Here is a 25,323-nt window from a genome sequence, read left to right as displayed (position 1 = left end):
CCCCGATCAACGCTGCTGCTTGCTGTTTAAATTGCGCCCTTGGCAAGGTCGATCATGCCGCGCATCGTTGCATAATTATCGTTGCTGGCGGCAAATAATGGCTCGTTGGCCGATGATCCTTCGTAGAAACGCTGCCAATCGAATGGCCCGCCAGAGAATGTTGATAATTTGCCGCCAGCGCGCTCCAAAATTGGCCATGCTCCGGCAATATCCCACAAGCTGGCATTGCCCAAAATTGCGGCGCAAGCACGGCTGCTGGCCACATAGCAGACATTAGCGGCGGTGCTGCCCAACGAACGAGTTTTGCCTGGATAGCTGATTTTATAGCGCCAATGAGCATTCGATGGCACTGCCATCCACGACTGGCTATCCAGAAAATCGGGGTTTTCGGCATGAATTTCTTGACCATTTAAGGTTGCTGGCCCAGTTAAGCCCGCCAAATAACATTCGTCGAGCACCGGCAAATAGACGCAGCCAGCAGCAGGGTAGCCATCGACCAGCAAGCCAATCGAGACACACCACACTGGCAGTCGCTTTACAAACGAGCCAGTGCCATCGATTGGGTCGAGCACCCAAATCCGGCCATTGCTGCTGGCATGGCCGCCGCCCTCTTCGCCCATAACGAGGTCATCAGGAAAAGCTTGGGCAATTTGTTGGCGCAGCATCTGCTCGATATTTTCATCGACCTCGGTGACCCACGAGTTATCTGCTTTGCGGCGGGGCGCGGCGGCAGCATAATCTTGAAAAATCTCAAGCGCATAGGCACCTGCTTGGCGTGCCCATGTTTCCATCAATTGGGCTTCGTCGTGTGATTGCATTGTTCTATCCTTTATTTGCGACCAACAAAGCTACCGCGATCAGCACAATGCTGGTCACGGTAGTGGCTTCGTTGTCACAGCTTTAATTATTCGTCGTCGTCGGCTTGAATCTCAGGGCGCACGATGCGCACAGCATTGACCGCTGGATCAACACGGAGATCACCAAGCTCTGGAAATTGTACCAGCAATAGTTCGCGGCCATCGCGAATGCGCGTTTTTTGCACCACGCCCTCGCCATAGGGCACGCAATGCACCCGATCGCCTTGCTTGAAGCGCGATTCAGTTGGCTCAGCAGCGTAATTCGTGCTATTTGGCCGCGTAATTGGTTGCGCAACCCGCGCCTCTGCTTCGCGCTGCTCCCGCAAACGGCGAGCTTTTTCGAGCATGGCCTGTGGATCGGCGTTGGCTTCTACGGGCTTGGCTGGTTGCTCATTGCGCTGATAAGGCCGTGCTGGCTGCTCGGTCAAGTTTGGCTGAATAGGCCGCTGCTCGCGTTGAGCTGGCCGTTGACTGGGCTGCGTTTCGCGGGGCATTGGCTTGGTTGGCTGATCATTGCGCTGATACGGTCGGGCTGGCTGTTGCTCACGCTGGGCTGGCCGTTGATTGGGCTGCGTTTCACGGGGCATCGGCTTGGTCGGCTGATCGTTGCGCTGATACGGTCGGGCTGGCTGTTGCTCACGCTGCACAGGCCGCTGGTTGGGCTGGGTTTCGCGCTGAACTGGGCGTGAGATTGGGCGTTGGGGCGCAGGTTTTTCCTGAGCATTGCGTTGCTGAAACGGAGGCCGCTCGTAGGCTGGCGGCTGGTTGGGCGCTGGAATCACCACCGAACCACGTTCTGGCGGCAACTGATTGCTTGGCGCAGCAGCTTTGGGCTGCACCAACGGCTGGGTCGAACGCTGGGCTTCATTACGCCCAACGCTGGCCTTGCGGCGCGGCGGACGGGTCACATTTGGCTTGGCCTTTTCGGGCGCTGGCGGTGCTGGTGGCGCTTCCTTGCGCACCGCTGGGCGTTGGTTGGTAATTGGTTTGCTTGCTGGCGGTTGCTGCGCCGCCAAGCGCATTGGTTGCGCTGGCAAGGCTGGTTGGCTCGGCAACGGAGTTGTTTGGCGTTTGACCGCCTCGCCCTGTTTGGGCAACGAACGGGGTAGCGCAAAAACATTGCCGCGCCCACGTCGGCGGGCATTCAACTCGTTTGTGCTAATCACCATCGATTGGCGGCTGGCGCGTTCGACGCGCGGCGGCGCAATTTGAGCTGGTTCTGGTGGCATATCAGCCCGTAATGGCGCAGCTAGCGGCACCAAAATATTTTCCAGCCAGCGTAATTCTGCTTGAGCATAATTGGCATAGATTGGGTCTTTGCTCAAGGTGCGTGCCGCCAAGCCAGCCAAATGCAGCCAGGCCTCAAATTGGCTATACAACTGCTCGACGATACCGCGCCCGCCAGGCTGCGCTTCGACCAAATACAGCTGTTGTTCGCTCAGGCAAGCGACCATCGCATCTGGTTGGCAACGCAGCAACAATGGCAGCACGCCAAGCAGAATTTCGCCCAAGCCAGCCCCTGCTTCGGGAGCGCCAAGCCACAAGGCCGGCGCATTCCACTGCAATTGAATTGGTGGCTCGAACGGCACGCGCCGCATACTCCCATCATCTGCAAGACTGCGCCGCGCCACAATTTCCTCAGTTACCACCACGCGACCAATCGTTAGTTCGATTTCGGCGCGTGCGCCATCCAACGGACGTTGGCCAAATTGTTCGCGCACCGAGACGCTACAGCGATGTTCGGCCAAAGTTGGCGCTGCATCCTGCAAGCGCATACCCAACGAACCATCATCATTCCAGCCAACCACCCGCCCGCCAAGCACGCTCGCGCCGCTAAACAAACGCCGCTCAACCGTCACCGAATCGAGTTCGGCCAAAAATGTGCCTTCGTGGTCGACGATTTGCACTGGCACATCGCTAATCGTGGTCGGATGCAGTGTTGCGTAAATATCGCTGCGCTGCTGCAAATTGGCGACTGGTTGCCAGGTTGGGCTATCGGGCAATTGCGCCAATTGGTTACGCTGAGTCAGGCGCTCAACTAAATCGCTCACTTCCCAGGCGCTAATTTCGCTCTGCTGGAGCGGTCGCTCTTCGGCGGCACAGCGCAAATGGCCGCTGCTAATGTAGTTATTTTGGGTAGCAACTGGCAAGGCTGGCGGCAAATTGGGCGTGAGCAAGGCAGGTTGAGCCAAGGCAGTTTGCGCCGCAATCGATTGATCGGTTACCAACACCACGGCGCGATGGCCACTCGCCAACAAACTTGGCAGGCTGGTTGCATTCACGCCGCCCACCATCACCAACACATGAGCAGGAGCTGCCGCGCGTGGCACAATACTTAATCCTTGGGCTGCGCCGCGTTGGGCCAAAATTGCCCGTTCTAGGCTATCGGGCGCATCAAGCTGAACGCTTAAGCCTGCTTGGCGCAAGGCGAGGGCTAATTTCAGCGCTGCATCAACCGGCTGCGTTCCACCATTCCACAATGCCCAAGTCAAGGGAATGCGAGCGGTATTGGCATAAACCAGCGGCGGCAGATGATCAAACACTCGCGCCAATAACTCGTCGATCTCGGCGACTGGCGCTAAACTGGCGTAGAGCGTCAATGGCCGCGCACGCGGGCGCAAGCGTTCGACCCGTCGCAACAACCAACGACAATGGCCAAAGCTGGTGCTATTGGCTTGATCAAAGGCTGGCAGCACAATCCCACTCAACTGCGGCCACATATTCGACCAACCGCGATGGTGGGTGCGCAACATGCGTTGATGCAATGTGGTGGGTGTGGTCAAAATCAGGCGTGGTGGGCTATGCGGCGGGCGGGTGGTTTGCTCAACCACAAGGTGCGGAAAGCCACCGCCCAGCAGAGCATCGATATTATTGGCAGTTTGCGCCAAATCGTGCAAGCTCGCAGCATCGGGCGCGAGTAACAACAAACTACCTTGATTGGCGCTAATATGCTCGGCTGCCAAGAGCAACAAACAAGCTGGGCCAAGTGGCGCAGGTGCAACCAAGGCCAAGCCCAAACCACGCCGCACAGTTGCCAACGCCTCAGCTTGCCACGGCCAGCCAGTCTCGCCCAGCAAAGCGCGCCATGCCACCGCTAATTCAGGAGCTAAGGGCAACGGCTGGGTGCTTGCATCGGGCAAGGCTAATTCACCGCTGCGCAACAAGGGCGAGCGGCTGCTTTGGGCGAAACGTTGGGCAATTTGCTGCAAGACGTCGCCGATTGGCGTTGAGGCAGACGATATACTCATAGCTCTATTTTAACATGATCCTAGCCGATTGAGCGAGGGGTATTTAGGCTGATTTTAGGAATCATCTTCGATTAACGAAAAGGCTATTTCTGATGAATCATGAATATTTTTAGTTCATTCTGAACGAGGTTTGTAACGAAATCTTTGATTATTGGCATAGAGCGTTGATCACCACCCTTCCGTCCCGCTTCAAGGCGGGAAACGCAGGGTGTTTTCATCCCCCTGCACCCCCTCAAGGACAATTGCTGGTAAGCAGCCGTTGCTTGATGAACCTATCGATTGGAGGGTTGCTCAGCCTTCGCGATCTTCGCGTTCTTCGTGGTTCCGTTGCGCTAATCTTTGGCTAAGCGTTTGCAGGCCGCAATTAGTGCTTCAAGGCTGGCGGCTTGGGGAATCTGGTAGCGTGCACAGACAATATCGACATTGCCTTTGCGCCAAAAGCCTTCAGGGCAGCAAACCAACAGCTTACCACTACTGGCAAATAAGCCCAATTCGAGCAAGCTAATCGGCGATTGGGTTTGTGGCGCAAAGTAGATGATGATCAAATCGGCCAACGCCAAGCCATCTAATTCCCATTCAACTTGGCCGCGAAACAGTGGATTGTTGATTGTTTGCGCCCACGAGCTATCCCAAGCATCGCGCCGTGGGTTGAGCAACAACAAATCATCAGCAGCCAATTCTTGCGCGATTTCTGCTTGCCAATCAATCGCGCTGCCCATCTCGATCGAGCCAGCCAAAAAAATTGCGGGCACAGTTTTGCTGGTGGGCAAGGCACTTGGCGGCTTAAGCACAATCGCCATGATTAGGCTCCTAAATTTGTTTACGATTTGCTAAAGTAATAAATGCATCTAAGCTAATAATTTTTACTAAATGACTATCGACAATATAATTATTCAAACCATTTGTGAGATAAAAATTTTTGATTGAACTCCAACCTTCACCACCAAGTACAATTAATGCATAAGGATATAAATGAGGATTATTGTGCACAAGATGAATCAGTTTGATAACTTCAAAGGGTACTTTTTCCTGAGCACTTCCTGAAACTTCTTGCCATTTTAGCGATAAGGGGATAAACATATCTGGATAGGCGATAGATGTAATCAAAACATCTAATTTATGTTTACCACCGCTAATACTTTGACCTACAATAGGTTGTGCAGAAAAACTATATCCATTCTTTGCAAGCACAGGCTCTACGAGGCTTTCTAGAATTTGACCACTTGCAGTATTCCGACTCATGTTTATATTCCTCTAGTAGCTAATATTTCTTTTGCAGAAGAACGATCACCATTACAAGATATTCGACGAGGTGCATCAACAAGAACTAACTTGAAATCCAGATTTTTATAAAGTTTCTGAATGCGTTCAGTTGCTTGATTTGAGGCAATAACTGGCCCTTGATGCTTTGATAACCATTCAGCCAAATGTTCTTGGTCATCCCAGCTAAATCCACCACTGCTATAGTTAGTAAATTCGACATCGTATGGTGGATCAGCATAAATAAATGCATTCTCTGCTATATCGAGGTTTGAAAAATGACTATTTGATAAATTCCAATTTTCTAAAACTTGTCGATAATCTTGAAAGTCATCTATATAATTTATCTTTTTATATCGACCGAAAGGAACATTATAAAAACCTTTCTTATTAAATCTACATAATCCATTATATCCTGTTTTGTTTAAGTAATAAAATATTGATGCAGCTTCTGCTGTTTTATAATTATCTTCTCTGATTAGTTGATTAAATCGATCACGATGTTGATAATATAAATCTTCAGAATTTTCCAGACGAATATTAATAACTAAACCTTTGCTAATTTGTTGATAAAAGTTCATTAAATGAGGATTTATATCATTAATCAATGCTAGGTCTGGCTGTAATCCAAGGGATACAGCCAGACCACCAGCAAATGGCTCAACCAATTGTCGATTAGCAAATGGTTTCCATAATTCATATAATGTAGAAACCAACCAACGCTTACCACCAGCCCATTTTAAGGGTGGTAATACATAAGGCAAAAGATTTGTTATTGTCATGGCTAATCCCTTGTAAGCATTATGGTTGGGTATTTTTGGTATTTTATTAGAATAACACAAACATGCTACTCTTGGGGCAGTGCTTCGAGCTGAAAATCGCGGAATTCGGCGCTAAAGCCAGTTTGAATTGGCGCGGCAGCCATCATGCCAACTTGCACAGGCAAGGCGGGCGGGAAGTAGCCCAAGCGCACCATGGTTGGCGTGGCTGCGGCCTCGGTGGCATACAGCACTTGCAGCGTGTCGCCGTTGCGCGTGACCGTCAACCACAGTTCTTCTGGCGCTTCAGCCAATTTCACCACCGACCAATCGGAGTGTTCAAGGGTCAACACAGCGCTCACATGATACACGCCATCGACATATTCGATGCCACATTTGAGCCAATTATATTCATCAAGCCGCACCATCAAGCCAGCTTGATCGTACTGGTTCTGGTAGTTGGCGCGCACCCGCACGCTACAGCTAAAGTTATTTTCGGCCACTTGATAGTAAAAATGACCAGAATCAAAAATAAACCCATAGTGGGTCGTGCGCCAAAAATCGCTTTTGGTTTCAGGGGTTATGGTTAGCACGTTGTCGTTGGATGCCCATTGTTGCGGTTCGTTTAACCATTGCATCGCGTTTGCTCCTTCGAAAACTAAGCAAGATCTGAGCATGTTGGCCTATTATAGCGCTATATCTCAATGCTCAGCAGATCGAGAATCAAGGGCGTGATCTGGCTAATATCTTCGACCTTGGCGGCGCGTTGGGCGTTGGCCCCAACCACCAACAATGGCACAGGGTTGCGGCTGTGGCTGGTGTGTTCGATCATCTCTAAGTTGCCATGATCGCTGACCACAATCAAGCTATCGTTAGTTTGCATTTGGCTGATCAACGCGCCAAGCATGCTATCGATCAGTTCCAGCGTGCGTTCTGGCGTTTCGGCAATTCGCCGATGGCCCACAAAATCGGGCAGATAGCACTCGTAATGCACAAAATCGGCCAAACGCAGCGCTCGCCCAAGCCGCAAGCCCGCTTCGTGGGCCGAAATCGTGGGCAAGCCAGCCAACGCGCCCCATTGTTGCAAATAAGCGCCAGTTATATCCCATGTCACTGCTTGGCCGTTGCGCCACTCTGGTGTAGCAGGCAGCGCCAAATCGACAACTTGGGCAGCAAAGGCGGCGGCGGTTGCCCGTTGCTCGCGCTTGGCGACCAAATCCCAATAGTTATCGCGATGTACGGTGGCGATGAGGCTGGTGCGGCCAAGCTGTTGCACTTTGGCAAACAGGCTTTGTTCAGCAATCATCGGGCGCTGCGATGGCGCGGGATAGGCCGGATAATGCCTGCCCAACAGGGCCGAAGCGTTTACGCCCGTCCATAAACTGGTGTGGCCGGTACCACTTTGCGGCAAGCCTTCAACGCCCAACGTCGCATCAATCGCCCGAAAATAAAGATTTGGCTGATCGATCAGTAAATTGCTGTGTGGCACAGCACCCAACAAGCTGGTGAGGCTTGGCAAATGGGCAGTTGTCCAAGGCGGCGCTGGGGTTGGCAACAAGCCAACGCCATCAATAAAACAGACAATCACACTCATCGGACATCAATCCCGAAGCGAGCCAACAACGCACTGCAACGCTCGACAGGCTGTGGGCTGAACGGATCACGCGGGCCATGCGAATCGCCGCCAGCGCTGATCAGAAAGCCATGCAAGGCCGCTTGCTGCTTGAAAAACGCCACTTGCTCAGCGCTATGCATTGGATAATAGACCTCAATCCCATCAAGCCCAACCGCCGCCAGCGCTGCCAAATCGTCGGCAGTGGCTGGGATGGCGTAGACGCTTTTTTCGCGGCCAGGATGAGCCAAAATCGCCACGCCACCAGCAGCCTGCGCTACCTGCACAATTTCGGCCACACTCAACGGATTGTAGGCTTCAGGTTGGTTGGTCAACAAATAGGCCATGCCCGCTGATTCAGGATCAACGCCAGTTTGGCTGGGCCAGATGCCATCGCGTACCAAAGCATGGGTCACATCGGCCAAGTTGGCTGGGCGATCGACGGCAATTTGGCCAAGGCTTGGCAGCTCGTGGCCAGCAGCCTGCGTTTGGGCAAGCAAGCGTTGGGCATCGGCATGGTTGCGGCTCACAACTGCCTCGCACAAGCCCAAAATCCCAGCATCGTTGGGGTTTGCGCCATAGACCAAGGTATGCCAAAGCTTGCCATTGAAGGCGCTATCGAACTCAACGCCGCCGATGAAATGCAGGCCAGCAGCCTGCGCAGCCTCGGCAAATGCGGTTATTTGGCTGGTCGTATTGTGGTCGGCAATCCCAATCACGTTGATGCCAGCAGCTTGGGCCGCCGCGATTAGTGTGCTTGGTGTCCAATGTGAATGATGGGGCGTGGCGATTGTATGACAATGCAAATCGAGCAACATTTAACCCTCCCAACACAAAGGGCCAAGAGCACTAGCTCTTAGCCCTGCGATGGCGTTGCCAAAATGGTACCACAATTTAGGGTTGGTTGACGGTCGGATTTGGCGTATTGATTGAGGTATTTTGGCTTTGGCTATATTTGCGCCATTTGCGCCAGCCAAACCAAGCAACCAACAGCAATGGCAACCAAATTGGAATCCAGACTGCCCAAACAACCAAGGTTTCGGCCAAATCTTTGCCGATTGCCAAAACATCGTCCCAAGCGCCAGTCGCAGCAGCAAGTGGAGTCCAAGCTGGTTTTTCGGCGCGGGCAAGCGCGTTGCGCACATTTTGGCCAATATCAAGCGTGGTAAGAATGCTATATTCGGTGGCTTTTGGCCGAATCATCAAGGTAACCAAGCTCATCGAAGCGCTATCGCTCAAAAATTTCTGACGGCCCTTGATAACTTCGATTTGGCTTTCGTATTGAGCTAAAGTTTCGTTGATTTTAATCGTGTCGGCGATGGTTTCAGCTTTGGCCAGCAATTCGCGAATGCGGGCAGCGGTTGCTTCCAAATTGGCTAAGCGTGATTGATTATCAACAAATTCTTCGGTGACATCTTGGCCCGAGACTTCGCGGCGCACAACTTCGAGCTTATTTTCTTCAAAGGCATTCAGAGCTTTTTCAAATTGATCGGCGGGAACTCGAAAGGCCAGCGAGATATAGGCTTGGGCTTCGTCATTGCTGCTGGCATCATCAGTCGAAACGATAAAGCCACCCAAACGCAGCACCATATTTTCAATTTGGGTGCTGGCCAAGCGCATTTGTTTGTAATCGATCAAGGCTTCAACATTGGCATTTTTAATCACCAAGCGCTCGGTTGCTTGGCTGGGTGCTGCATTAGGCTGTTCTGGCTCTGCAAACTTATCAGTTGGTGCAGCAGCCCCGCCAAGTGCCGTCGAACCAGTGCTTTCACTTTCTTGCGACAATAACAAATCTGAATTGGCAGCATCTTGACGGCTTGCTTGATACGTAGGCATTGGAGCTGAGTCCATCGAATGTGCAACCGTTCCAAGTTTTTGCGATTCAGAATTACTCGAACCGTTAAATAATTGAGTACCAATCAAAAAGACAACCAAAACAGCAGCGCCAATCGCCAATACACGTTTGCGTGAACGAATTTGAGCTAACATAACTATTTCCTTTCGCGGAATGGGTCAAATTTTGGTTTGTCGCGACATTTCTATAGCATCAACGCCAGCAATGATTAATTTGTTCCCTTGATCAATAGCTATTTAGCGATCTCTTTAAAAATTGCTGCCTAGACTCCTTGGCGTTTGCGCAGATTTGGGCGGCGACGTAACTGGCTGCGACGAATGAGGGCTGGGGCAGTCCGCACTGGCAGCGGGGTTGGAACCGCATTAGCTTCGCGAATCCGCTTAATCCAAAATTCTTCGACTAAGGCTTGACCAACCACCGCCAACGGAATCGCAATCACGCCGCCGATAATGCCAAGTAACTCAATGCCACTAAACAAGGCTAAAATCGTCACGACCGGATGGGTTTCGACCGCCCGACCCATCACCTTGGGCGCAATGATGTGAACTTCAACATTACCAACAATCAGGTGCAGAACCAATACCCAAACCGCCAGAATTGGCTGCACCGTAAATGCAACCAGCATGGTAATTAGGGTGGCCACAAAGCCGCCAACATAGGGAATCAGCTCTAGCAAACCGCCGATAACGCCCAGCGCCACCGGATACGGCACGCCCAAAAGCCACAAGCCCATGCCAAAACAAACGGCATAGAAGGTTGCGACCGTCAGTTGTGCCCAAACCCAGCGCCCTAAGCGGCGGCCAATCACATTCGTAACATTAATCAAGCGCTCTTGAAAACGATTAGGAATCATCAATTTGATGAAATTGCTGGCAACATTGGCGCGGCTGACCAAGAAAAACGCCAACACCAAGACCACAATAAAATTGATAATTACGCCCATCAAGGTGCGTCCAAAGGTCAAGGCAGCACCACTAAACCCGCCAACCATCGTGCCAGCATAATGGGCTGCTTGGCCCGCCAAATCGCCGGTTGGCAAGCTCTCGCGCAAAGTCGGAAACTGCTCGGCAATCCAGGCGCTGGCTTGTTGGGTTGGTTGGCGCACCAAATCGGGGAATTGTTGTGCCAGAATGCGCACCTGTTGATTGACCATCGGCACCAGCACAAAGCCCAAGCTCACAAACATCGCAATAATGATCGTGTAAATCACCAAAATTGTGATTGGGCGCGCAATTCGCAATTGTTCAAAGCGCTGCACAACCCCAGAGATTGCCACTGCGAGCAAGATTGCTACGAAAAACAACACCAGCACATGATTCAGCAGAATCGTAATCCAGACCCCTGAAAAAATCAGCAGAGTCCAGCCGACCGTGCGGGCGCTGACGCGCACTGTTAGTTCTTTGGGCATAAGCCGCTTACCTTCCAGCGCTCCAAGAAGCTAGCCCAAACGGGGAGTTAGGCGCAGCTCTGGGCGATTATGTTGACATTGGCCACACAAGCCAAATGCTTCGAGTGCATGGCCATGAATCACAAAGCCTGTCGATTTGCCAAGTTGGCTCAAAATGCCATCGAGGTCGCAGGTGTTGAAGGCAACCGCCGTGCCACAGCGAGTACAAACTAATTGGTGTTGATGCGGATGGGCTGGCAAATAGGCGTGGTCGCCCTCATCGTGGTGAATGCGCGCCAACCAATGGCTGGCCGCCAACATATCCAAGGTGCGATAAATCGTGGCTCGCCCAACATCGGGCAATTCAGCTACCAATTGCTCGGCGGTAAACGGCTCGCGCCGACTGGCAATCGTGCGCACAATCAAACGCCGTGGGCCAGTCATACGGCAGCCTTGCTCATTCAGCGAGCGTAATACGTCATGTTCCCAAGCCATAAATTAAATTCCTTGCTAGGTTAAGAAAGATCATAGGATGCGGGCTTTTCCCGCGCCAGCACATAGTGCATTCCACCAACATGGCGAACCATACCTTTGAGTTCCATCAGGCCCAACGTCGCCGAAAGATCATGGGCGGCCAAACCACAGGCCCGCCCTAAATCGTCGATGTGGGTTGGCTGACCACTCAAATAGGGCAAGAGCAAGGCCTCGGCTGGTGTTTCTGGCACAATGCTGCTGACCGTTTGTTGGGCTTGGGCTTGATGCAGATTGAGTTGCTCAAGCACTTGGTCGATGCTGCGCAAGGGTGTTGCGCCATCAACAATTAATTGATTCGGGCCATCGCTGCTATGGCTCAAAATCGAGCCTGGCACTGCAAACACGTCACGGCCTTGGTCGAGCGCAAATCGGGCAGTAATTAATGCGCCGCTGCGTTCGCCAGCCTCAACCACAATCGTTGCCAAGCTTAGCCCACTAATCAAGCGATTGCGCGCCGGAAAGTTGCCACTCAGCGGCTCAGTCGTGGGCGCATATTCCGAAAGCAAGGCTCCCTGCTGGCTGACATCGTTGGCCAATTGGCGATGTTGGGCGGGGTAAATCTGCTGCAAGCCGCTGCCAAGCACCGCCAATGTGCGGCCATTATTCTCCAAGGCTGTGCGATGTGCCATTGCATCGATGCCAAGCGCCAAACCTGAAACGACGGTTAGGCCAGCACGGGCTAACTCGCCAGCAAACTTATAGGTGACCTCACGCCCATATGGGGTGGGGTTGCGGGTGCCAACAATCGCCACCGCCCAGCGATCAGTTTCAATCAACGAGCCGCGCATATACAGCAAGGGTGGCACCGGATCGATCGTTTGCAACATGGTGGGAAATTCAGGATCGCTCTGCATCACAACCGTGATGCCTTGCTCGGCGATGGTGCGAAGTTCAGTTTCAAGGTCTAAATGCTGCTGTGCATGCTGTAAGGCTTGAATTGTGCGCCGATCCAAGCCGGCGGCACGCCAATCGTCAAGGCTGGCCGACCACGCTGCTGCAGCAGAGCCACAGTGTTTGATCAACGCTTGAAGCCGCTGTGGTCCTATACCAGGAGTGAGATTAAAGGCAATGTAGGCATGACGTTCATCCATTGCAAACTCCCACGCAGGTGTAACGCTTTAATTATACATCAGTCCGATTGGTAGCAAAAGCAAATAGGAATTGCGGGCAGTTTCAAAAGCAAGTTGCTTCACGGTATAATGAACCTATTATGGCTTTTTTCCACACTGGCCGAGTTTATGAATAGTTTTAGTAATACGTCCCGGCAACCAGCCATCGAGCAACCAACGCTCACCCACCTAAACCAAACTATCGCCCGTTTAGAAGCCGAGCTTGCGAGCGCCCAACAAGCCTTGCTTGCCAGCGAAACGCGCAAAATGGAGTTTTTTACCCAAACTCCAGTCATCGAGTTAATTATTGAGCCGCATACGTGGCAGATTTTAGCTGCCAATCCAGCCGCTTGCCGTTTTTATGGCTATAGTCAAGCGGAGTTTTGTACTTTTAGGCTCAGCGATTTAAATGCCCAACCTGCCCAAGAACAACGCTCGGCAATTCGCAACGCCGAGCTTGGTGGCAGCAATCGCTACGATTTTCGCCATCGCTTACGCTCTGGAATGGTCTGCGATGTCGAAGTTTATATCACTGCCTTCGACTATCAGCAACAGCCTGTGCTGTGTTGTTTGATTCACGATGTAACCGCCCACAAGCAAACGATTCGCCAAATGCAACGCCAAAATGGCTACCTTGGCTCGCTGCACGACGTTACTTTAGCGCTCATCGAACAAGTTTCGCTCAACGATTTGCTCGAAATTATTGTTTGGAAGGCTACCGATTTGGTTGGCAGCGAATATGGCGTGCTCTATATTCGCAACGACGATGACCAAGCCATGCAATCGGTGGTTGGGCGCGGCGGCATGGATGTGATTCCCCGCATCGAATTGGGCCAAGGCGCGGTTGGCACGGTTGGCTTAACTGGACAGCCATTAATTATTGATGATTATGCTGCTTGGCCAGAGCGCCTCTTTACCCCGCAAGACGGTTTTGGCAATGGCTTGTTGGTCTTACCATTGCTGCGTGAACAAACTGTCGCTGGCGCATTGGCGATTATCTACGATCCCAGCCAAATTCAAATTAGCATTACCATGCTTGAAATGGTGCAACAATTTGCCCGCTTTGCCTCGCTTGCACTGGAGAAGCATATGCTCAACACCGCAGCCCAAACCGAATTGGCCGAACGTCGGCGGGTCGAACAGCAGTTGCGTTCGCTCAACGAGCGCTTTGAGTTGGCGCAAACGGTGCTCAACGGCGGTATCTACGATTGGGATATGATTCAGCAGACCACGCTGGTCAATCGCAGTTTTACCACGGTGTTTGGCTATAGCAGCGCCGAGGTGGCCAGCAGCCCAACCTGGTGGGACGAGCATATTCACCCTGATGATCGTGAGTTGTTTATGCAACGCACTGCTAATTTATTTGCTGGCAGCAGCGACGTTTTTTCGGCAGAATATCGCTTTCTCGATCACAATCAGCAGTATCGTTTTGTGCGCGACCGTGGCCATGTGCTGCGCGATGCTAGCGGCCAGCCCTTGCGCATGGTCGGCACGCTGATCGATATTTCGGAAGAATATCGGCATATTGTTGAGATGTTGCCCTTGCCGCTCTTTGTGGTGCAGGATGATCGGATCGTCTATGCCAATCAGGCTGGTTTGAATCTGACCCAAACCACCAGCAGCGAGTTATTGGGCCAATCGGTGCAACAGGGCTTGCGCCCGCACGATCTGGCTGATTTTAATGTGCTCATTCGCCATGCCAGCACTGTGCCCACCAATTTTATTGAAACGATCTTTTTGCGCCGCGACGGCACGCTGATGTATGGTGAATGCTCCACCTCGGCCATGGTGTTTGATCATCGCAATTCAGTTCAAGTCATTATTCGCGATATTAGCGAGCGCAAACAGGCCGAACAAAAACGCTTGGAAATTGAACAGCACTTCTCCGAAACCCAAAAAATTGAGAGCTTGGGCGTGTTTGCAGGCGGCATCGCCCACGATTTCAACAATGTGTTTATGTCGATTCTTGGCAATACCCATTTGGCCTTGCTCGAATTGCCAGAACAAGCCAATGTGCGCCAATTATTAACCGAAATTGAGCTATCGGCCAACCGTGCAGCCCAAATTACCAAGCAAATGGTCGCCTATACTGGCCAAAATCTTGATGTGCGACGCAGCCTGCTGATTAACGAAGTGGTGCAAACCTCAATTCGGCTTTTGCCCTCAGCCTTGAGCCAGCAACGCCAAATTCAAAGCGAGCTAGCGCCCGACATTCCGCCAATCGAGGGCGATCAACAGCACTTGCGCCAAGCAATCAGCAATGTTTTAATTAACGCACTCGAAGCCTCAAGCAGCGGCCCAATTAGCGTCAAAACCAGCGTGCGCGAGCTACAAGGTGCGCCCGAAGGCCATACCTATACGACCGGCAGCTTTGTGGCTGCCAACTATATCGTGATTGAAATTAGCGATCAGGGGCTGGGCATGGATCACGCGACCATCTCGCGCATGTTTGACCCGTTTTTCACCACCAAGTTTACTGGGCGCGGGCTTGGTTTAGCGGTTACGCTGGGCGTTGTACGTGGCCATCGGGGCAGCATTGCGGTCAAAAGTCGCCCACAACAAGGCACAACCATAGGAATGTATTTGCCAATTATGCCAGCAAACATCCAAAGCGAAGTCATTGCTCAGCAGCCAAATCTGACAGCTTCAGCCCCAGGCAAAATTCTGGTTATCGACGACGAGCCAGATGTGCGGATGGTGATTGATCGCATTTTACGCCGCTTGGGCTACGAAACCTTGCTTGCCGAAGGTGGCAATCGTGGCATTAGCTTGTTCCGCGAGCATTATCAAGACATTGCTGGGGTGTTTCTCGACCTGACCATGCCCGACCTTGATGGCCAAAGCACCCTTGCCGTGCTCAAGCAAATTCAGCCTGAAGTGCGGGTGGTAATTATGAGCGGCTATAATGAGCACCATGTGAGCCAACAATTTGGGACTACTGGTACAACCCAATTTCTGGCAAAACCATTTATGATTGAGGAGATCCGCGATAAGCTCGCGGCACTACGGCTCTAGCCATGCCGCGTTTGGCAACTTTTGAAAGGGGCAAATATGTCTCGGCGTTCTCCAAAACCATCACCTTGGCCACGGCGCTTTATGTATATCACCGGTATTGTGATGGTCATTTTCTTTGCCATAGCGCTCAACGGTTTATATAGCGGCAATTTTGCGCTGGCGTTTCCCATGTTTGCTGGATTAACTGGGTTAATGTTGTTTATGATTATTTTGCTCTTTTTACACAACCGCATGAATCGTTAGCCCAAGCCAGTGCATTCCCTCACCCCCAACCCCTCTCCCGTGGCGTGGGCGAGGGGCTTTTTTGTGTGGTGGTTCGCCCGCGTGCAGTGGACGAGGAGGCTGCTTACAAGGGTCGGTATTAAGATTCCCTCACCCCAACCCCGCTCCTATCCGATGGGCTTTCATGCCGTGGTTCTTGCGCAATGCGTCGGTAAAAACACTAGCTCCCCCTCGCCCGCGTTTTCGTGGGAGAGGGGGTTGGGGGGTGAGGGAATGTGCTGCAGCAGACCAATCGCTCAAAACCGACCCTTGTAAGCGAGGGAGTTGGGGGTGAGGGAACTAGCGCTATAAATTCGGAATTTGCCAATCGATAGGGCTTTGGCCATGGGCTTCGAGCGCTGCATTAATTTTTGAAAATGGGCGGCTGCCAAAGAAACCATTATCAGCGGAGAGTGGCGAAGGATGCGCCGATTGAATGATCGTATGCCGATTGCTATCGATTAAGCTGGCCTTCTTTTGAGCATACGCACCCCACAGCACAAATACCACATGCTCGGTTTTGGCATTAACTTGGCGAATCACAGCATCGGTAAATTTCTCCCAGCCCCGATTTTTATGCGAGTTGGCAGTGTGTGCCCGAACCGTCATCACCGCGTTAATCATCAACATGCCTTGTTTGGCCCAGGGCAGCAAATAGCCGTTATTTGGCACATCACAACCAAGATCGGTTTTGAGTTCCTTGAACATATTTTTGAGCGACGGCGGCGCTTTGATGCCAGGCAACACCGAGAAACAGAGGCCATGGGCTTGATTGGGGCCGTGATAAGGATCTTGGCCCAACAACAAGACCTTGGTTTGCTCAGGCGACGTTAATTCCAAGGCCGAAAACACCTGATCTTCTGGCGGAAAAACCTGATGTTCAGCGCGTTCGGCAGTAACAAATGCTTCAAGCTGGCTCCAATAGGGCTTGGTCGTTTCCTCGGCAAGCAGTGGTTGCCACAAAGCTGGAATCGTTAATGGCATTGATTCATTCCTCATATTCACACAAGCTTGGCTCTTGCATCTTCATAACATGCTCATATCATATAACTTAAGCATCGCTCAATGCTGTGTCAATGGTTGTCACAGCGATCACGTATGAGATTCCTTTGATTAAGGAGGGTCAGTGTGCTGAATCATGTTCGAACACCTCGCAAGTTCTCGTTGATAACCTTGCTTTCGCTGTTTAGCTTGGTTGTTGGCCTGAATTTAGCCCAAGCTGCGCCACGCACTGCTCAAGGCGGTGGCGGCTTTACTCCAGGCAATATCGTCGTCGTGCGCGTAGGTGCGGGGGCGAGTACGCTTTCAAACGCTGCGGCAGCAGTTTTTCTCGACGAATATACGCCCAGCGGCTTGTTGGTTCAATCGCTTGGTTTGCCAAGTAGCCTGGGGGGCAATCCTCGGCGGCTTACAATGGCTGGTACTGCAACCTCAGAAGGCGCGCTTAGCCTTGCAGGCGATGGGCAATCGCTGGTGCTCGCAGGCTACGATGCTGATGCAGGCACGGCCAGCGTTGCTACTACCGCCAGTACAACCGTCAATCGAGTGGTGGGCCGCGTTACGTTAGGCGGCATTATTGACCTATCAAATACGATTAACGATGCCTATAGTGCCAATAATATTCGCGGTGCAACCAGCAATGGCACGAATATTTGGTCGAGCGGAACTGGTAGCCCAGCCGGGGTGCGCTACCTTAATGGCCTTGGCACAACCACGACATTAATCACCCCAACCAATACCCGAGTGGTGCATACCTTTGGTGGCAATCTCTATTTTTCATCATCAGCAGCAACATCACGCGGCGTTTATCAAATTGGCACAGGCTTGCCAACGACTGGCGGTCAAAGCATTACTCAAATTGCCAGCGCTACCTCGGCTTATGGCTTTGTGTTTTTGGATCGCGAGCCAAGCGTGGCTGGGGTTGACACGCTGTATGTCGCCGACGATGCCACCAATCTGCGCAAATTTTCGTTCGATGGCACAAGTTGGGTATTACAGGGCGTTTGGGCTACTCCGAGCACTGCATTTCACGTTACGGCCCAGGATAATGGCGCTAGTGGAGTTGATTTGTATCTATCGCGCGGTGGCAACACAATCAGCAAATTAACCGATACTGCTGCCTACAATCAGCCAATTAATGCAGCGTCGTTGCAACCAATTGCCACTGCTGCAACCAATACTGCCTTGCGGGGCATTATTGTGCTTCCGGCTGCAAGCCAAGCCACGGCAACCCCAAGCGATACGGCTACGCCAACCATCACCAACACGCCAACCGACACGGCCACGCCAACCGAGACTGCAACCGAGACAGCCACGCCAAGCGAGACGGCCACGCCATCAGCAACGCCAATTCCAAGCTGTTTGCGTTTTAACCTGAGCTTGGATGGGTTGCAAGAAGTGCCACCGTCTGGCAGCGCGGGTACTGGCAGCGGCACAGTTGATGTTGATACCGTCAACAACACGCTGAGCTACAACATGAGCTACCAAGGTTTAAGCAGCGCCGAAGGTGCTGCTCACATTCACGGCTTTGCGCCACGTGGGGGCAATGCAGGCGTATTATTCACGCTGCCGACTGGCTCGCCCAAAGTTGGCACAATCAACTACGCTGAAAATCAAGAAGCTGGCATTTTAGCGGGCCAAACGTACATCAACATTCATACTAGCGATTTCCCTGGGGGCGAAATTCGCGGCCAGCTTGATGGCGCTACGCCTTGTCCGCCGCCAACCGCCACGCCAACCGAAACCGCCACTCCCAGCATTACGCCAACCGCCACCGAAACTGGGACAGCAACGCCTAGCCTAACCCCAATCATCACGCCGCCACCAAGCTGTATCACGATGTCAGTAATGGCTGATGGCTCGCAAGAAGTGCCACCAACGGGCAGCAACGGCATGGCGATGGGCACGATTCAGATTAATACTGCTGCCAACACGCTCAGCTACAACATTACCTATCACGATTTGAGCAGCGCTGAAACTGCGGCCCATATTCACGGCTTTGCGCCACGCGGCACAAACGCAGGCGTTTTGTTTAATCTGCCGCTTGGGGCAAGCAAAGTTGGCACAATCAACTACGCCGAAAATCAAGAAGCCAATATTTTGGCGGGCCAAACCTACATCAACATTCACACTGAAAATTTCCCTGGCGGCGAGGTTCGCGGCCAGCTTGATGGAGCACAATCCTTGTGCGCAACACCCACACCAACCATCAGTGTGACTGCAACCAATACCGCCACCACCAGCCCAACTAATACTGCCACCGCAACGGTGAGCGTCACCCCAACCAACACTGCAACCGCCAGCATTACACCAACGACGGTTGCTCCAAGCTTTACCGTCTATTTGCCATTAGTCACGAAATAAGCCAAAAAGCCGCTGGATCATTGTGATCCAGCGGCTTAATTATTGAAACTTAGTGCCAGAAATTAATTCCCAAGAAGGCCAATAGGCAGCCAACCAGCAGAATGCTCGCTAGCGTAACCCCCAAAATCATAAACAGCACCAAGGCTGCCAAGACATAGCCTGCACTGAAAAAGAGAATTCCTTCCCAACCAACATCATGCGGCGGTAAATCGAAGAGCTTTGCGGGTTCTGGTGCTTGTTGCATACGAATTGGCTACCTCGTGGTGTCTGCTTTCGGCTGGGCGGAGGGCCGGGACTCCCACCGCCGCACGCCAGTCACGGACACACCAGACCACTTCTGGTCTATAACATTGATTATAGGCTGGTTTAAAACCATGAACTATGGTCAGATTGCCATAAGCTGATGGCCAAATTATTGTGGAAAGTATACAAGATTGGGCAATCTGCCAAACAGCGAATGCGCACCCAGAACCGCGAAGCACCCGAAGGGCGAGAGATGCTGAAAATCCCTTGTGTTGCCCATTTTGCGGCAAGGTGCAGTGGTGTTGATCAAAATCTAATTCTAGAATAGCTATGACAAGCAACGATCGGCTGTGGTATACTGCTGCTAAATATTCCCCTTCGAGGCACTGCAAGGAGGTTGACGTGGCCAGTCGCAACCGCAAATCCACCGATTCGACCAATACCAACGCTGTCGAACGAGTCGACATTGATCGCTCCTACAAGTTTATGATCATGACCTCCTTTATCCTCAACATTGTGCTCATTATTGGCTTGATCATTTTAGCGGTCGCGCTGTTTGGCTATAAAACGGGTTTAGCGCCGCTTAAACCAACTATCGCCAAATTGACCGATACGATTGATGGCCTCAACAATGCCACGATTAGAGCTAGCGTGCCCTTGAATGAGCGCTTGCCAATTAGCTTGCAAGTGCCAGTTAGCCAAAATACGAATGTGCGCGTGACTCAAGCGGTGCCTTTATCAGTGCCTGCTGATATTACGCTACCCGGCGTGGGCTACCTCAAAGCGAGCGTGGCCTTGAATTTGCCCGAGGGCTTGGAATTGCCAGTCTATTTGAGCATGACAATTCCACTTGAATCGTCAGTGCCTGTCAGCTTAACTGTGCCAGTCAATATTCCACTGAGCGAAACTGAGCTAGGGCCGCAATTCCGCAGCTTGGGCGAGTTGGTGCAGCCGCTGGCCGACCTTGTAAATGGGAAACCAACCGAAGAATGAAACTGTTGCTCTGGGATATTGATGGAACCCTGATTCGGGGTCATGGGCGCGGTCTTGAAGCTTTCAAGGCCGCGTTTCAGCGTGTTTACGAATTGGATTTGCCGCTCGGTTCGACCGCTGGCAAAACCGATGGCTTGATCGTTCGCGAGTTGCTGCATCTGTGGGAAGAAGCGGCGATTCTTGAGCGGCTTGAACAATTTTATGCAGTCTACGAAGTCGAATTACAAGCGCGCTTTGCGCATTTGCAACGCGAAACCACCATTTTGCCTGGCGTGAAGGCTGCGCTGAGCCAACTCCAAACCCATACGATTCACTCACTTTTGACTGGCAATATGCTGCGCACCGCCAGAATTAAGCTTGATGCGGTGGGCCTTAGCGCTTATTTTCGCTGGGATTGGGGCGCGTTTGGCTCGGATAATCACATCCGCAATGAGTTAGTGCCCGTAGCTTTTCAACGAGCACAAGCAGCTGGTTGGCAAGGCACGCTTGCCGATGTGGTGGTGATTGGCGATACGCCGTTTGATATTGGTTGCGCCAAAATTGCCGGAGCACGCTCAGTTGCTGTGGCCAGCGGTCAATTTAGCCTTGAGCAACTTGCCGAGCACCAGCCCGATTTGCTGCTAGGCGATCTGCGTGAACTTGCACAGTTGCAAGCATTTTTAGGAGTTGGCGATGAAACTCATCGATAAAGTGATTGTGATTACTGGTGGCAGCCGTGGGCTGGGTTTGGCCATGGCCGAGGCAATGCTGCGCCAAGGAGCCAAAGTTGTGATTGCTGGCCGCGATCAGGCTAGCCTTGAACAAGCGCTTGCTGAACTCAAACGCCATGGCAGCAACGTTTTGGCTGTCAGTTGCGATGTTGGCGATTTGGCAGCGGTCGAAGCCCTGCGCGATCAAGCCCTTGCTCATTTTGGCAAGCTCGATGTTTGGATCAACAATGCTGGCGTTGCTGGCCCCTACGGCGCAACCGTGGCAATTCGTCCGCGTGATTATCGACGGGTGATCGATACCAACATTCTTGGTACTTATCATGGCTCAATTAGCGCCTTGAAACATTTTCAAAGCCAAGGCCATGGCAAATTAATCAATTTATTTGGGCGCGGCGATACTGGGCCAGCACCCTTTCAAACCGCCTATGGTGCGAGCAAAAGTTGGGTGCGCAATTTCACGCTTGCCCTCGCCAAAGAACATCAGCAACAAGGGATTGAAATTTTGGGCTTTAACCCAGGTTTGATGACGACCGATATGCTGACCAATGTTGAGGTGATGGCTGGCTACGAGGCCAAACTCAAAGCGCTCAACACGATTCTGCGCATGTGGGGCAACCCGCCCAGCGTGCCCGCCCAAAAAGCAGTTTGGTTGGCATCGAAAGCAACCGATGGCCGCAATGGCCTCAGCATCAATCTGCTTTCGCCGCCACGCTTGCTGCTTGGCGCGCTCAAAGAAGGTTTGCGCCGTTTACGCGGCCAGCCCGCCCCTGAATTGCCAATCAAACTGACAACGATCGAGTGAGTGGGGTTGGGCGACGAAACCACGAAGAGCGCGAAGCGCACGAAGGGTAAATTTTTAGCCACGAATTCCACGAATTGCACGAAAAAGTATTTTCGCCACAGATTCCCAGAGATTGTTGGAATTATGTTCTCTGCTCTCTGTTCTATGCTCTTCATCCCTCATCCTTCATCCTTCGTCCTTCGGTGGCTCTGCGCCTCTGCGTTAAACCGTGACTAACGAAAAGCATGAAGGGAGCTGTGGCTATTGGCTTTTGGCTATTGGCTTTTGACATTACCAATACATGTCCGATAGCCTATCGCCTCAAGCCCATAGCCCTTTCTTCTCTGCACCGCTGCGTTAAAGCTTGAACCACGAAGAGCACGAAGAACGATTTTTAGCCACAGATTGACACAGATTATAGGGATTGTATTCCTCTAGCCCATAATCTGATCCCCAGCCCCTGACCCCTGATCCCCACATGGTCTGTTCTCATTTTGATTTTTGACTTCTGATTTTTGACTTTCGGCATTCCTCTCTCATAATTCATCCTTCATCCTTCATAATTTCTGAAGCCTGCTAAAATAGCCTAATTGAAGCTTCTTTGTCTTTTGAGGATATGTTCCATGGCCAAATCAACAGTTGAGGCTATTCGCGCCCGCTTCGATGCCGATGTTGAGCGCTTCTCGAATTTGGAAACCGGTCAATCGGCAACCGTCGATGCTCCCTTAGGCCTGACCCTCGTTGCCCAAGCCGCCGCTGCCACCACGCCCAATGCGCAACATATTTTGGATATTGGCTGCGGTGCTGGCAACTATAGCTTGCGCTTGCTGCAAGAATTGCCCAATCGCGATGTAACCTTGATCGATTTAAGTTTGCCAATGCTTGAGCGAGCACAGCGACGGGTGAGCGCTGCCACAACTGGCTCGGTTACGGCCTTGCAAGGCGATGTGCGTCAGCTTGAACTAGGTAACGAACAGGTTGATATTATTGTGGCCGCAGCGGTGTTTCACCACTTGCGTGACGATGCCGAATGGCAAGCCGTATTTGCTCAATGCTATGCCGCTTTGCGCCCAGGCGGCTCGTTGTGGATTTTCGATTTGGTTGAGCATTCCAGCGAGGCGGTGCATGCCTTGATGTGGCAGCGCTATGGCCAATATCTGAGCGATTTTCGCAATGAAGCCTATCGTGATGAGGTTTTTAAGTATATTGAGATCGAAGATTCGCCGCGCCCATTGCTATGGCAAATTGATGTTTTACGCAGCGTCGGTTTTCAAAAGCTCGATATTTTGCACAAAAATAGCTGTTTTGCCGCTTTTGGTGGCGTGAAATAGGAATGCAGGCTATAGGCTATAGGCTATCGGAACATCACGTGATCCCCTCACCCCAACCCCTCTCCCACGGAGCGGGCGAGGGGCTTTAACTGCGTGGTTCTTGCGCAATACGTCGGTGAAAAACGGGTGCAGTGGGCGAGGGGGTCGGCTTCCAAGAGTAGGTTTTAAGATCCCCTCACCCAACCCCCTCTCCCGTGGCGCGGGCGAGGGGCTTTAACTGCGTGGTTCTTGCGCAATTCCTTGGTGAACCACGGATGCTCCCCCTCGCCCGCGTTCAGTGGGAGAGGGGGTTGGGGGGTGAGGGCATGCTCGTGCTTGTGGCTCCAACAGCCGATAGCGATTTTTATGTTCTATGCTCTATGTTCTATGTTCTGCCAACCCCAAAATTTACACTTTCGAGAGAATCGAGGCCAAGCGGCGGCGGAATGGCAGATCAAACAACGGGCGCAGCGCTTTTGGCGCATTCAGCTGAAGCTGATCATGCTCCTGCTGCTTTGCTGCTTGGTACGCCAGCAAGGAGCTGTTATCGGGATTATCGGCTAAGGCCTCGCCAACCAATCCCAACGCCACCTCAGCATCTTGCAAATCGCCAAGGTAATCTTGGGCGGTGACTAATTGCTCAAGCAGCGATTCGTGTTCATCAGCCAAGGCATCGCTAAATAGCTCCAGCGTATAGCGTAGATGTTTAATTTCGATGCGCAAGCGGTGCAAGCTCTCAACTGGCGCATCATTCAACATCACATCATAGGCTCGAATGCGCTCGTAGTGGCTCCAAACTGTGCTGCCAACCCAATGCCGCACCAAACTACGCTCAACGTGGCCTTCAGCAGTTTCGGCTTCGCGCACGCCAGCGCCTGCGGTCAGCACAAAATCGGTCAAGCGTTGGGCAAATTTGCTGGCTTTGCGGCTTTCCAAAAAGCCCAATAATTCAACCCGCGCCGCATCACGCTGCTGGCTAATCGATTCGATCAAGGGTTCGTAGCCTGCTTGGTCTGCTTTTTCGAGCGTTGCCCGATGCTCCTCAAGCTTGCCCAAAAACACATCTGCATCGCGCACAGCGCCCAACATCCTGGCCCATTGGCGCAGGCCGCGGCGCAATTTGGCCACGATTTCTGGCTCGTAGAGCGTTTCGCCCAAAATTGCCAAAATTGTGCGCAAGCGGCGAGTTGCCACCCGCATCTGATGCACGCCCTCGGAATCATCGCCAATGACCGCTATCGGCCAAGCTTTATGCAATTTCAGCACATGTTTGGCCAAAATCGAGCGACCTGCTTCGGCCAAATTGCTGCCTGCTTCCATTGGCGTGCGCTCAACTGCTTGTTTGAGCTGATCTTGATCTTCGGCATGGTTGAGCAATAACATGCCGCGCTGGCTCTTGGAGCGGGTTTCTGGCTCCAGTGGTAATGCGGTGGTGTAGATCGAGGCCAGCACTGCGAGATCGGCAGCAGTGCCAACGCCTTTGAGTTCAATTTCGATCTCATGGAACGGCAACGAGCGCTCGCCGCTGATCAACGAGCCGCGATCAAGGGCCAATTCGGCAATTTCTTCGCCATCGCGCTCGATCCGCCAGAGCCGTCGTCGATTGCGCACCGTCAGCATTGGCACCAATGGCTCATCGCCAATTAATGCTTGCAGTGGTTCGCGAATCTCGCTTGGCCACAATTCAGGATGATCACGCACATTCGGCGTAATTTCGTGCTCGAATTCTTGGCGTTGATGAACTGCACCCTCAACTTTGCCCGGCAATTTGAGGGTTAGCCACAATTGCTGATCGATGCGGCGAATGCGCAAGGTATAGCGCTGCTGGTTTAATTGGCGGTTCGCGGTATCCAAAATACTATCGCGGATTTCGGCGGTAACCCGCTCGCTGAGGCTAAAAGGCGCAATATTCACAGCCTCAAGTTGCTTCGGACGGATCGGCTGCGTTGCGCGGTATTTGGCTTCTTGTTCCATTGATCATCTCCGTGACAACATCATCCATTGGTCAGTATAGCATGGCGCTTGGC

General features: G+C 52.2%; 22 protein-coding genes. 7 read left to right on the top strand and 15 right to left on the bottom strand.

Going from position 1 to position 25,323, the window contains the following annotated elements; genetic code table 11:
• Positions 1 to 26: 26 nt before the first annotated feature.
• From JOD20_RS13335 to dprA, 12 genes are all read right to left on the bottom strand, one after another.
• Positions 27 to 818 (bottom strand): inositol monophosphatase family protein, encoded by a 792-nt coding sequence (locus JOD20_RS13335; protein ID WP_204755730.1) that lies wholly within the window; start codon positions 816 to 818, stop codon positions 27 to 29.
• An 86-nt stretch (positions 819 to 904) separates the two neighbouring features.
• Positions 905 to 4,105, bottom strand: a complete 3,201-nt coding sequence (locus JOD20_RS13330) for a hypothetical protein (protein ID WP_204755729.1) — start codon at positions 4,103 to 4,105, stop codon at positions 905 to 907.
• Positions 4,106 to 4,437: 332 nt separating this feature from the next.
• A complete protein-coding gene (locus JOD20_RS13325; protein WP_204755728.1) occupies positions 4,438 to 4,905 on the bottom strand; it encodes a nucleoside 2-deoxyribosyltransferase domain-containing protein in 468 nt (155 codons plus the stop codon).
• 10 nt (positions 4,906 to 4,915) lie between these two features.
• Entirely contained in the window at positions 4,916 to 5,347 is a 432-nt protein-coding gene (locus tag JOD20_RS13320) for a PD-(D/E)XK nuclease superfamily protein (protein WP_204755727.1), read from the bottom strand.
• Positions 5,348 to 5,349: 2 nt separating this feature from the next.
• Positions 5,350 to 6,147 carry a DNA adenine methylase gene (locus JOD20_RS13315; RefSeq protein ID WP_204755726.1) on the bottom strand — a complete coding sequence of 266 codons (798 nt, stop codon included), beginning with the start codon at positions 6,145 to 6,147 and terminating at the stop codon, positions 5,350 to 5,352.
• Between the two features lie 65 nt (positions 6,148 to 6,212).
• On the bottom strand, positions 6,213 to 6,761 hold the full coding sequence (locus JOD20_RS13310; protein WP_204755725.1) for a DUF1349 domain-containing protein: 549 nt from the start codon (positions 6,759 to 6,761) through the stop codon (positions 6,213 to 6,215).
• A 56-nt stretch (positions 6,762 to 6,817) separates the two neighbouring features.
• A complete protein-coding gene (locus JOD20_RS13305; RefSeq protein ID WP_204755724.1) occupies positions 6,818 to 7,717 on the bottom strand; it encodes an alkaline phosphatase family protein in 900 nt (299 codons plus the stop codon).
• The gene (locus JOD20_RS13300; protein ID WP_204755723.1) at positions 7,714 to 8,553 is read right to left on the bottom strand and encodes a PHP domain-containing protein; all 840 of its coding nucleotides are present in this window, start codon (positions 8,551 to 8,553) and stop codon (positions 7,714 to 7,716) included. Before JOD20_RS13300 ends, JOD20_RS13305 begins: the two co-directional genes overlap by 4 nt.
• 76 nt (positions 8,554 to 8,629) lie before the next feature.
• On the bottom strand, positions 8,630 to 9,724 hold the full coding sequence (locus JOD20_RS13295) for a DUF4349 domain-containing protein (protein ID WP_204755722.1): 1,095 nt from the start codon (positions 9,722 to 9,724) through the stop codon (positions 8,630 to 8,632).
• A 128-nt stretch (positions 9,725 to 9,852) separates the two neighbouring features.
• Positions 9,853 to 10,998 (bottom strand): AI-2E family transporter, encoded by a 1,146-nt coding sequence (locus JOD20_RS13290; protein WP_204755721.1) that lies wholly within the window; start codon positions 10,996 to 10,998, stop codon positions 9,853 to 9,855.
• A 30-nt stretch (positions 10,999 to 11,028) separates the two neighbouring features.
• Positions 11,029 to 11,472 (bottom strand): Fur family transcriptional regulator, encoded by a 444-nt coding sequence (locus JOD20_RS13285; protein ID WP_054534714.1) that lies wholly within the window; start codon positions 11,470 to 11,472, stop codon positions 11,029 to 11,031.
• Positions 11,473 to 11,492: 20 nt separating this feature from the next.
• Positions 11,493 to 12,602 carry a DNA-processing protein DprA gene (dprA, locus tag JOD20_RS13280; protein WP_204755720.1) on the bottom strand — a complete coding sequence of 370 codons (1,110 nt, stop codon included), beginning with the start codon at positions 12,600 to 12,602 and terminating at the stop codon, positions 11,493 to 11,495.
• Between the two features lie 147 nt (positions 12,603 to 12,749).
• On the opposite strand from dprA, the gene JOD20_RS13275 reads away from it, so the two are divergent.
• Together JOD20_RS13275 and JOD20_RS13270 are read left to right on the top strand one after the other, a co-directional pair.
• The gene (locus tag JOD20_RS13275; RefSeq protein WP_204755719.1) at positions 12,750 to 15,635 is read left to right on the top strand and encodes a PAS domain S-box protein; all 2,886 of its coding nucleotides are present in this window, start codon (positions 12,750 to 12,752) and stop codon (positions 15,633 to 15,635) included.
• 36 nt (positions 15,636 to 15,671) lie between these two features.
• The gene (locus tag JOD20_RS13270; protein ID WP_204755718.1) at positions 15,672 to 15,878 is read left to right on the top strand and encodes a hypothetical protein; all 207 of its coding nucleotides are present in this window, start codon (positions 15,672 to 15,674) and stop codon (positions 15,876 to 15,878) included.
• 324 nt (positions 15,879 to 16,202) lie between these two features.
• On the opposite strand, the gene ung is transcribed toward JOD20_RS13270, so the two are convergent.
• On the bottom strand, positions 16,203 to 16,880 hold the full coding sequence (ung, locus tag JOD20_RS13265) for a uracil-DNA glycosylase (RefSeq protein ID WP_204755717.1): 678 nt from the start codon (positions 16,878 to 16,880) through the stop codon (positions 16,203 to 16,205).
• Positions 16,881 to 17,024: 144 nt separating this feature from the next.
• Here ung and JOD20_RS13260 point away from each other — a divergent pair, with 144 nt between their 5' ends.
• Positions 17,025 to 19,259, top strand: coding sequence for a CHRD domain-containing protein (locus JOD20_RS13260; protein WP_204755716.1), 2,235 nt, complete (start codon positions 17,025 to 17,027; stop codon positions 19,257 to 19,259).
• Positions 19,260 to 19,308: 49 nt separating this feature from the next.
• On the opposite strand, the gene JOD20_RS13255 is transcribed toward JOD20_RS13260, so the two are convergent.
• On the bottom strand, positions 19,309 to 19,503 hold the full coding sequence (locus tag JOD20_RS13255) for a hypothetical protein (RefSeq protein WP_204755715.1): 195 nt from the start codon (positions 19,501 to 19,503) through the stop codon (positions 19,309 to 19,311).
• Positions 19,504 to 19,904: 401 nt separating this feature from the next.
• Between JOD20_RS13255 and JOD20_RS13250 the strand changes: the two genes are divergently transcribed.
• The 4 genes from JOD20_RS13250 (at position 19,905) to JOD20_RS13235 (ending at position 23,317) form a co-directional block, all read left to right on the top strand.
• Complete coding sequence (locus tag JOD20_RS13250) at positions 19,905 to 20,495, top strand: hypothetical protein (protein ID WP_204755714.1); 591 nt, start codon at positions 19,905 to 19,907, stop codon at positions 20,493 to 20,495.
• Positions 20,492 to 21,184, top strand: a complete 693-nt coding sequence (locus tag JOD20_RS13245; protein WP_204755713.1) for an HAD family hydrolase — start codon at positions 20,492 to 20,494, stop codon at positions 21,182 to 21,184. The genes JOD20_RS13250 and JOD20_RS13245 overlap by 4 nt, the downstream gene beginning before the upstream one ends.
• Positions 21,168 to 22,007, top strand: a complete 840-nt coding sequence (locus JOD20_RS13240; RefSeq protein ID WP_204755712.1) for an SDR family NAD(P)-dependent oxidoreductase — start codon at positions 21,168 to 21,170, stop codon at positions 22,005 to 22,007. Before JOD20_RS13245 ends, JOD20_RS13240 begins: the two co-directional genes overlap by 17 nt.
• A 602-nt stretch (positions 22,008 to 22,609) precedes the next feature.
• Positions 22,610 to 23,317 (top strand): class I SAM-dependent methyltransferase, encoded by a 708-nt coding sequence (locus JOD20_RS13235; protein ID WP_204755711.1) that lies wholly within the window; start codon positions 22,610 to 22,612, stop codon positions 23,315 to 23,317.
• A 387-nt stretch (positions 23,318 to 23,704) separates the two neighbouring features.
• Here JOD20_RS13235 and JOD20_RS13230 read toward each other — a convergent pair whose 3' ends face one another.
• On the bottom strand, positions 23,705 to 25,270 hold the full coding sequence (locus JOD20_RS13230) for a CYTH and CHAD domain-containing protein (RefSeq protein WP_204755710.1): 1,566 nt from the start codon (positions 25,268 to 25,270) through the stop codon (positions 23,705 to 23,707).
• Between the last annotated feature and the right edge of the window lie 53 nt (positions 25,271 to 25,323).

Origin of the sequence: Herpetosiphon giganteus (assembly GCF_016907925.1) — a bacterium.
In the GTDB taxonomy this organism is placed as follows: domain Bacteria; phylum Chloroflexota; class Chloroflexia; order Chloroflexales; family Herpetosiphonaceae; genus Herpetosiphon; species Herpetosiphon giganteus.
This window is presented reverse-complemented; position numbering and strand designations above follow the sequence as displayed.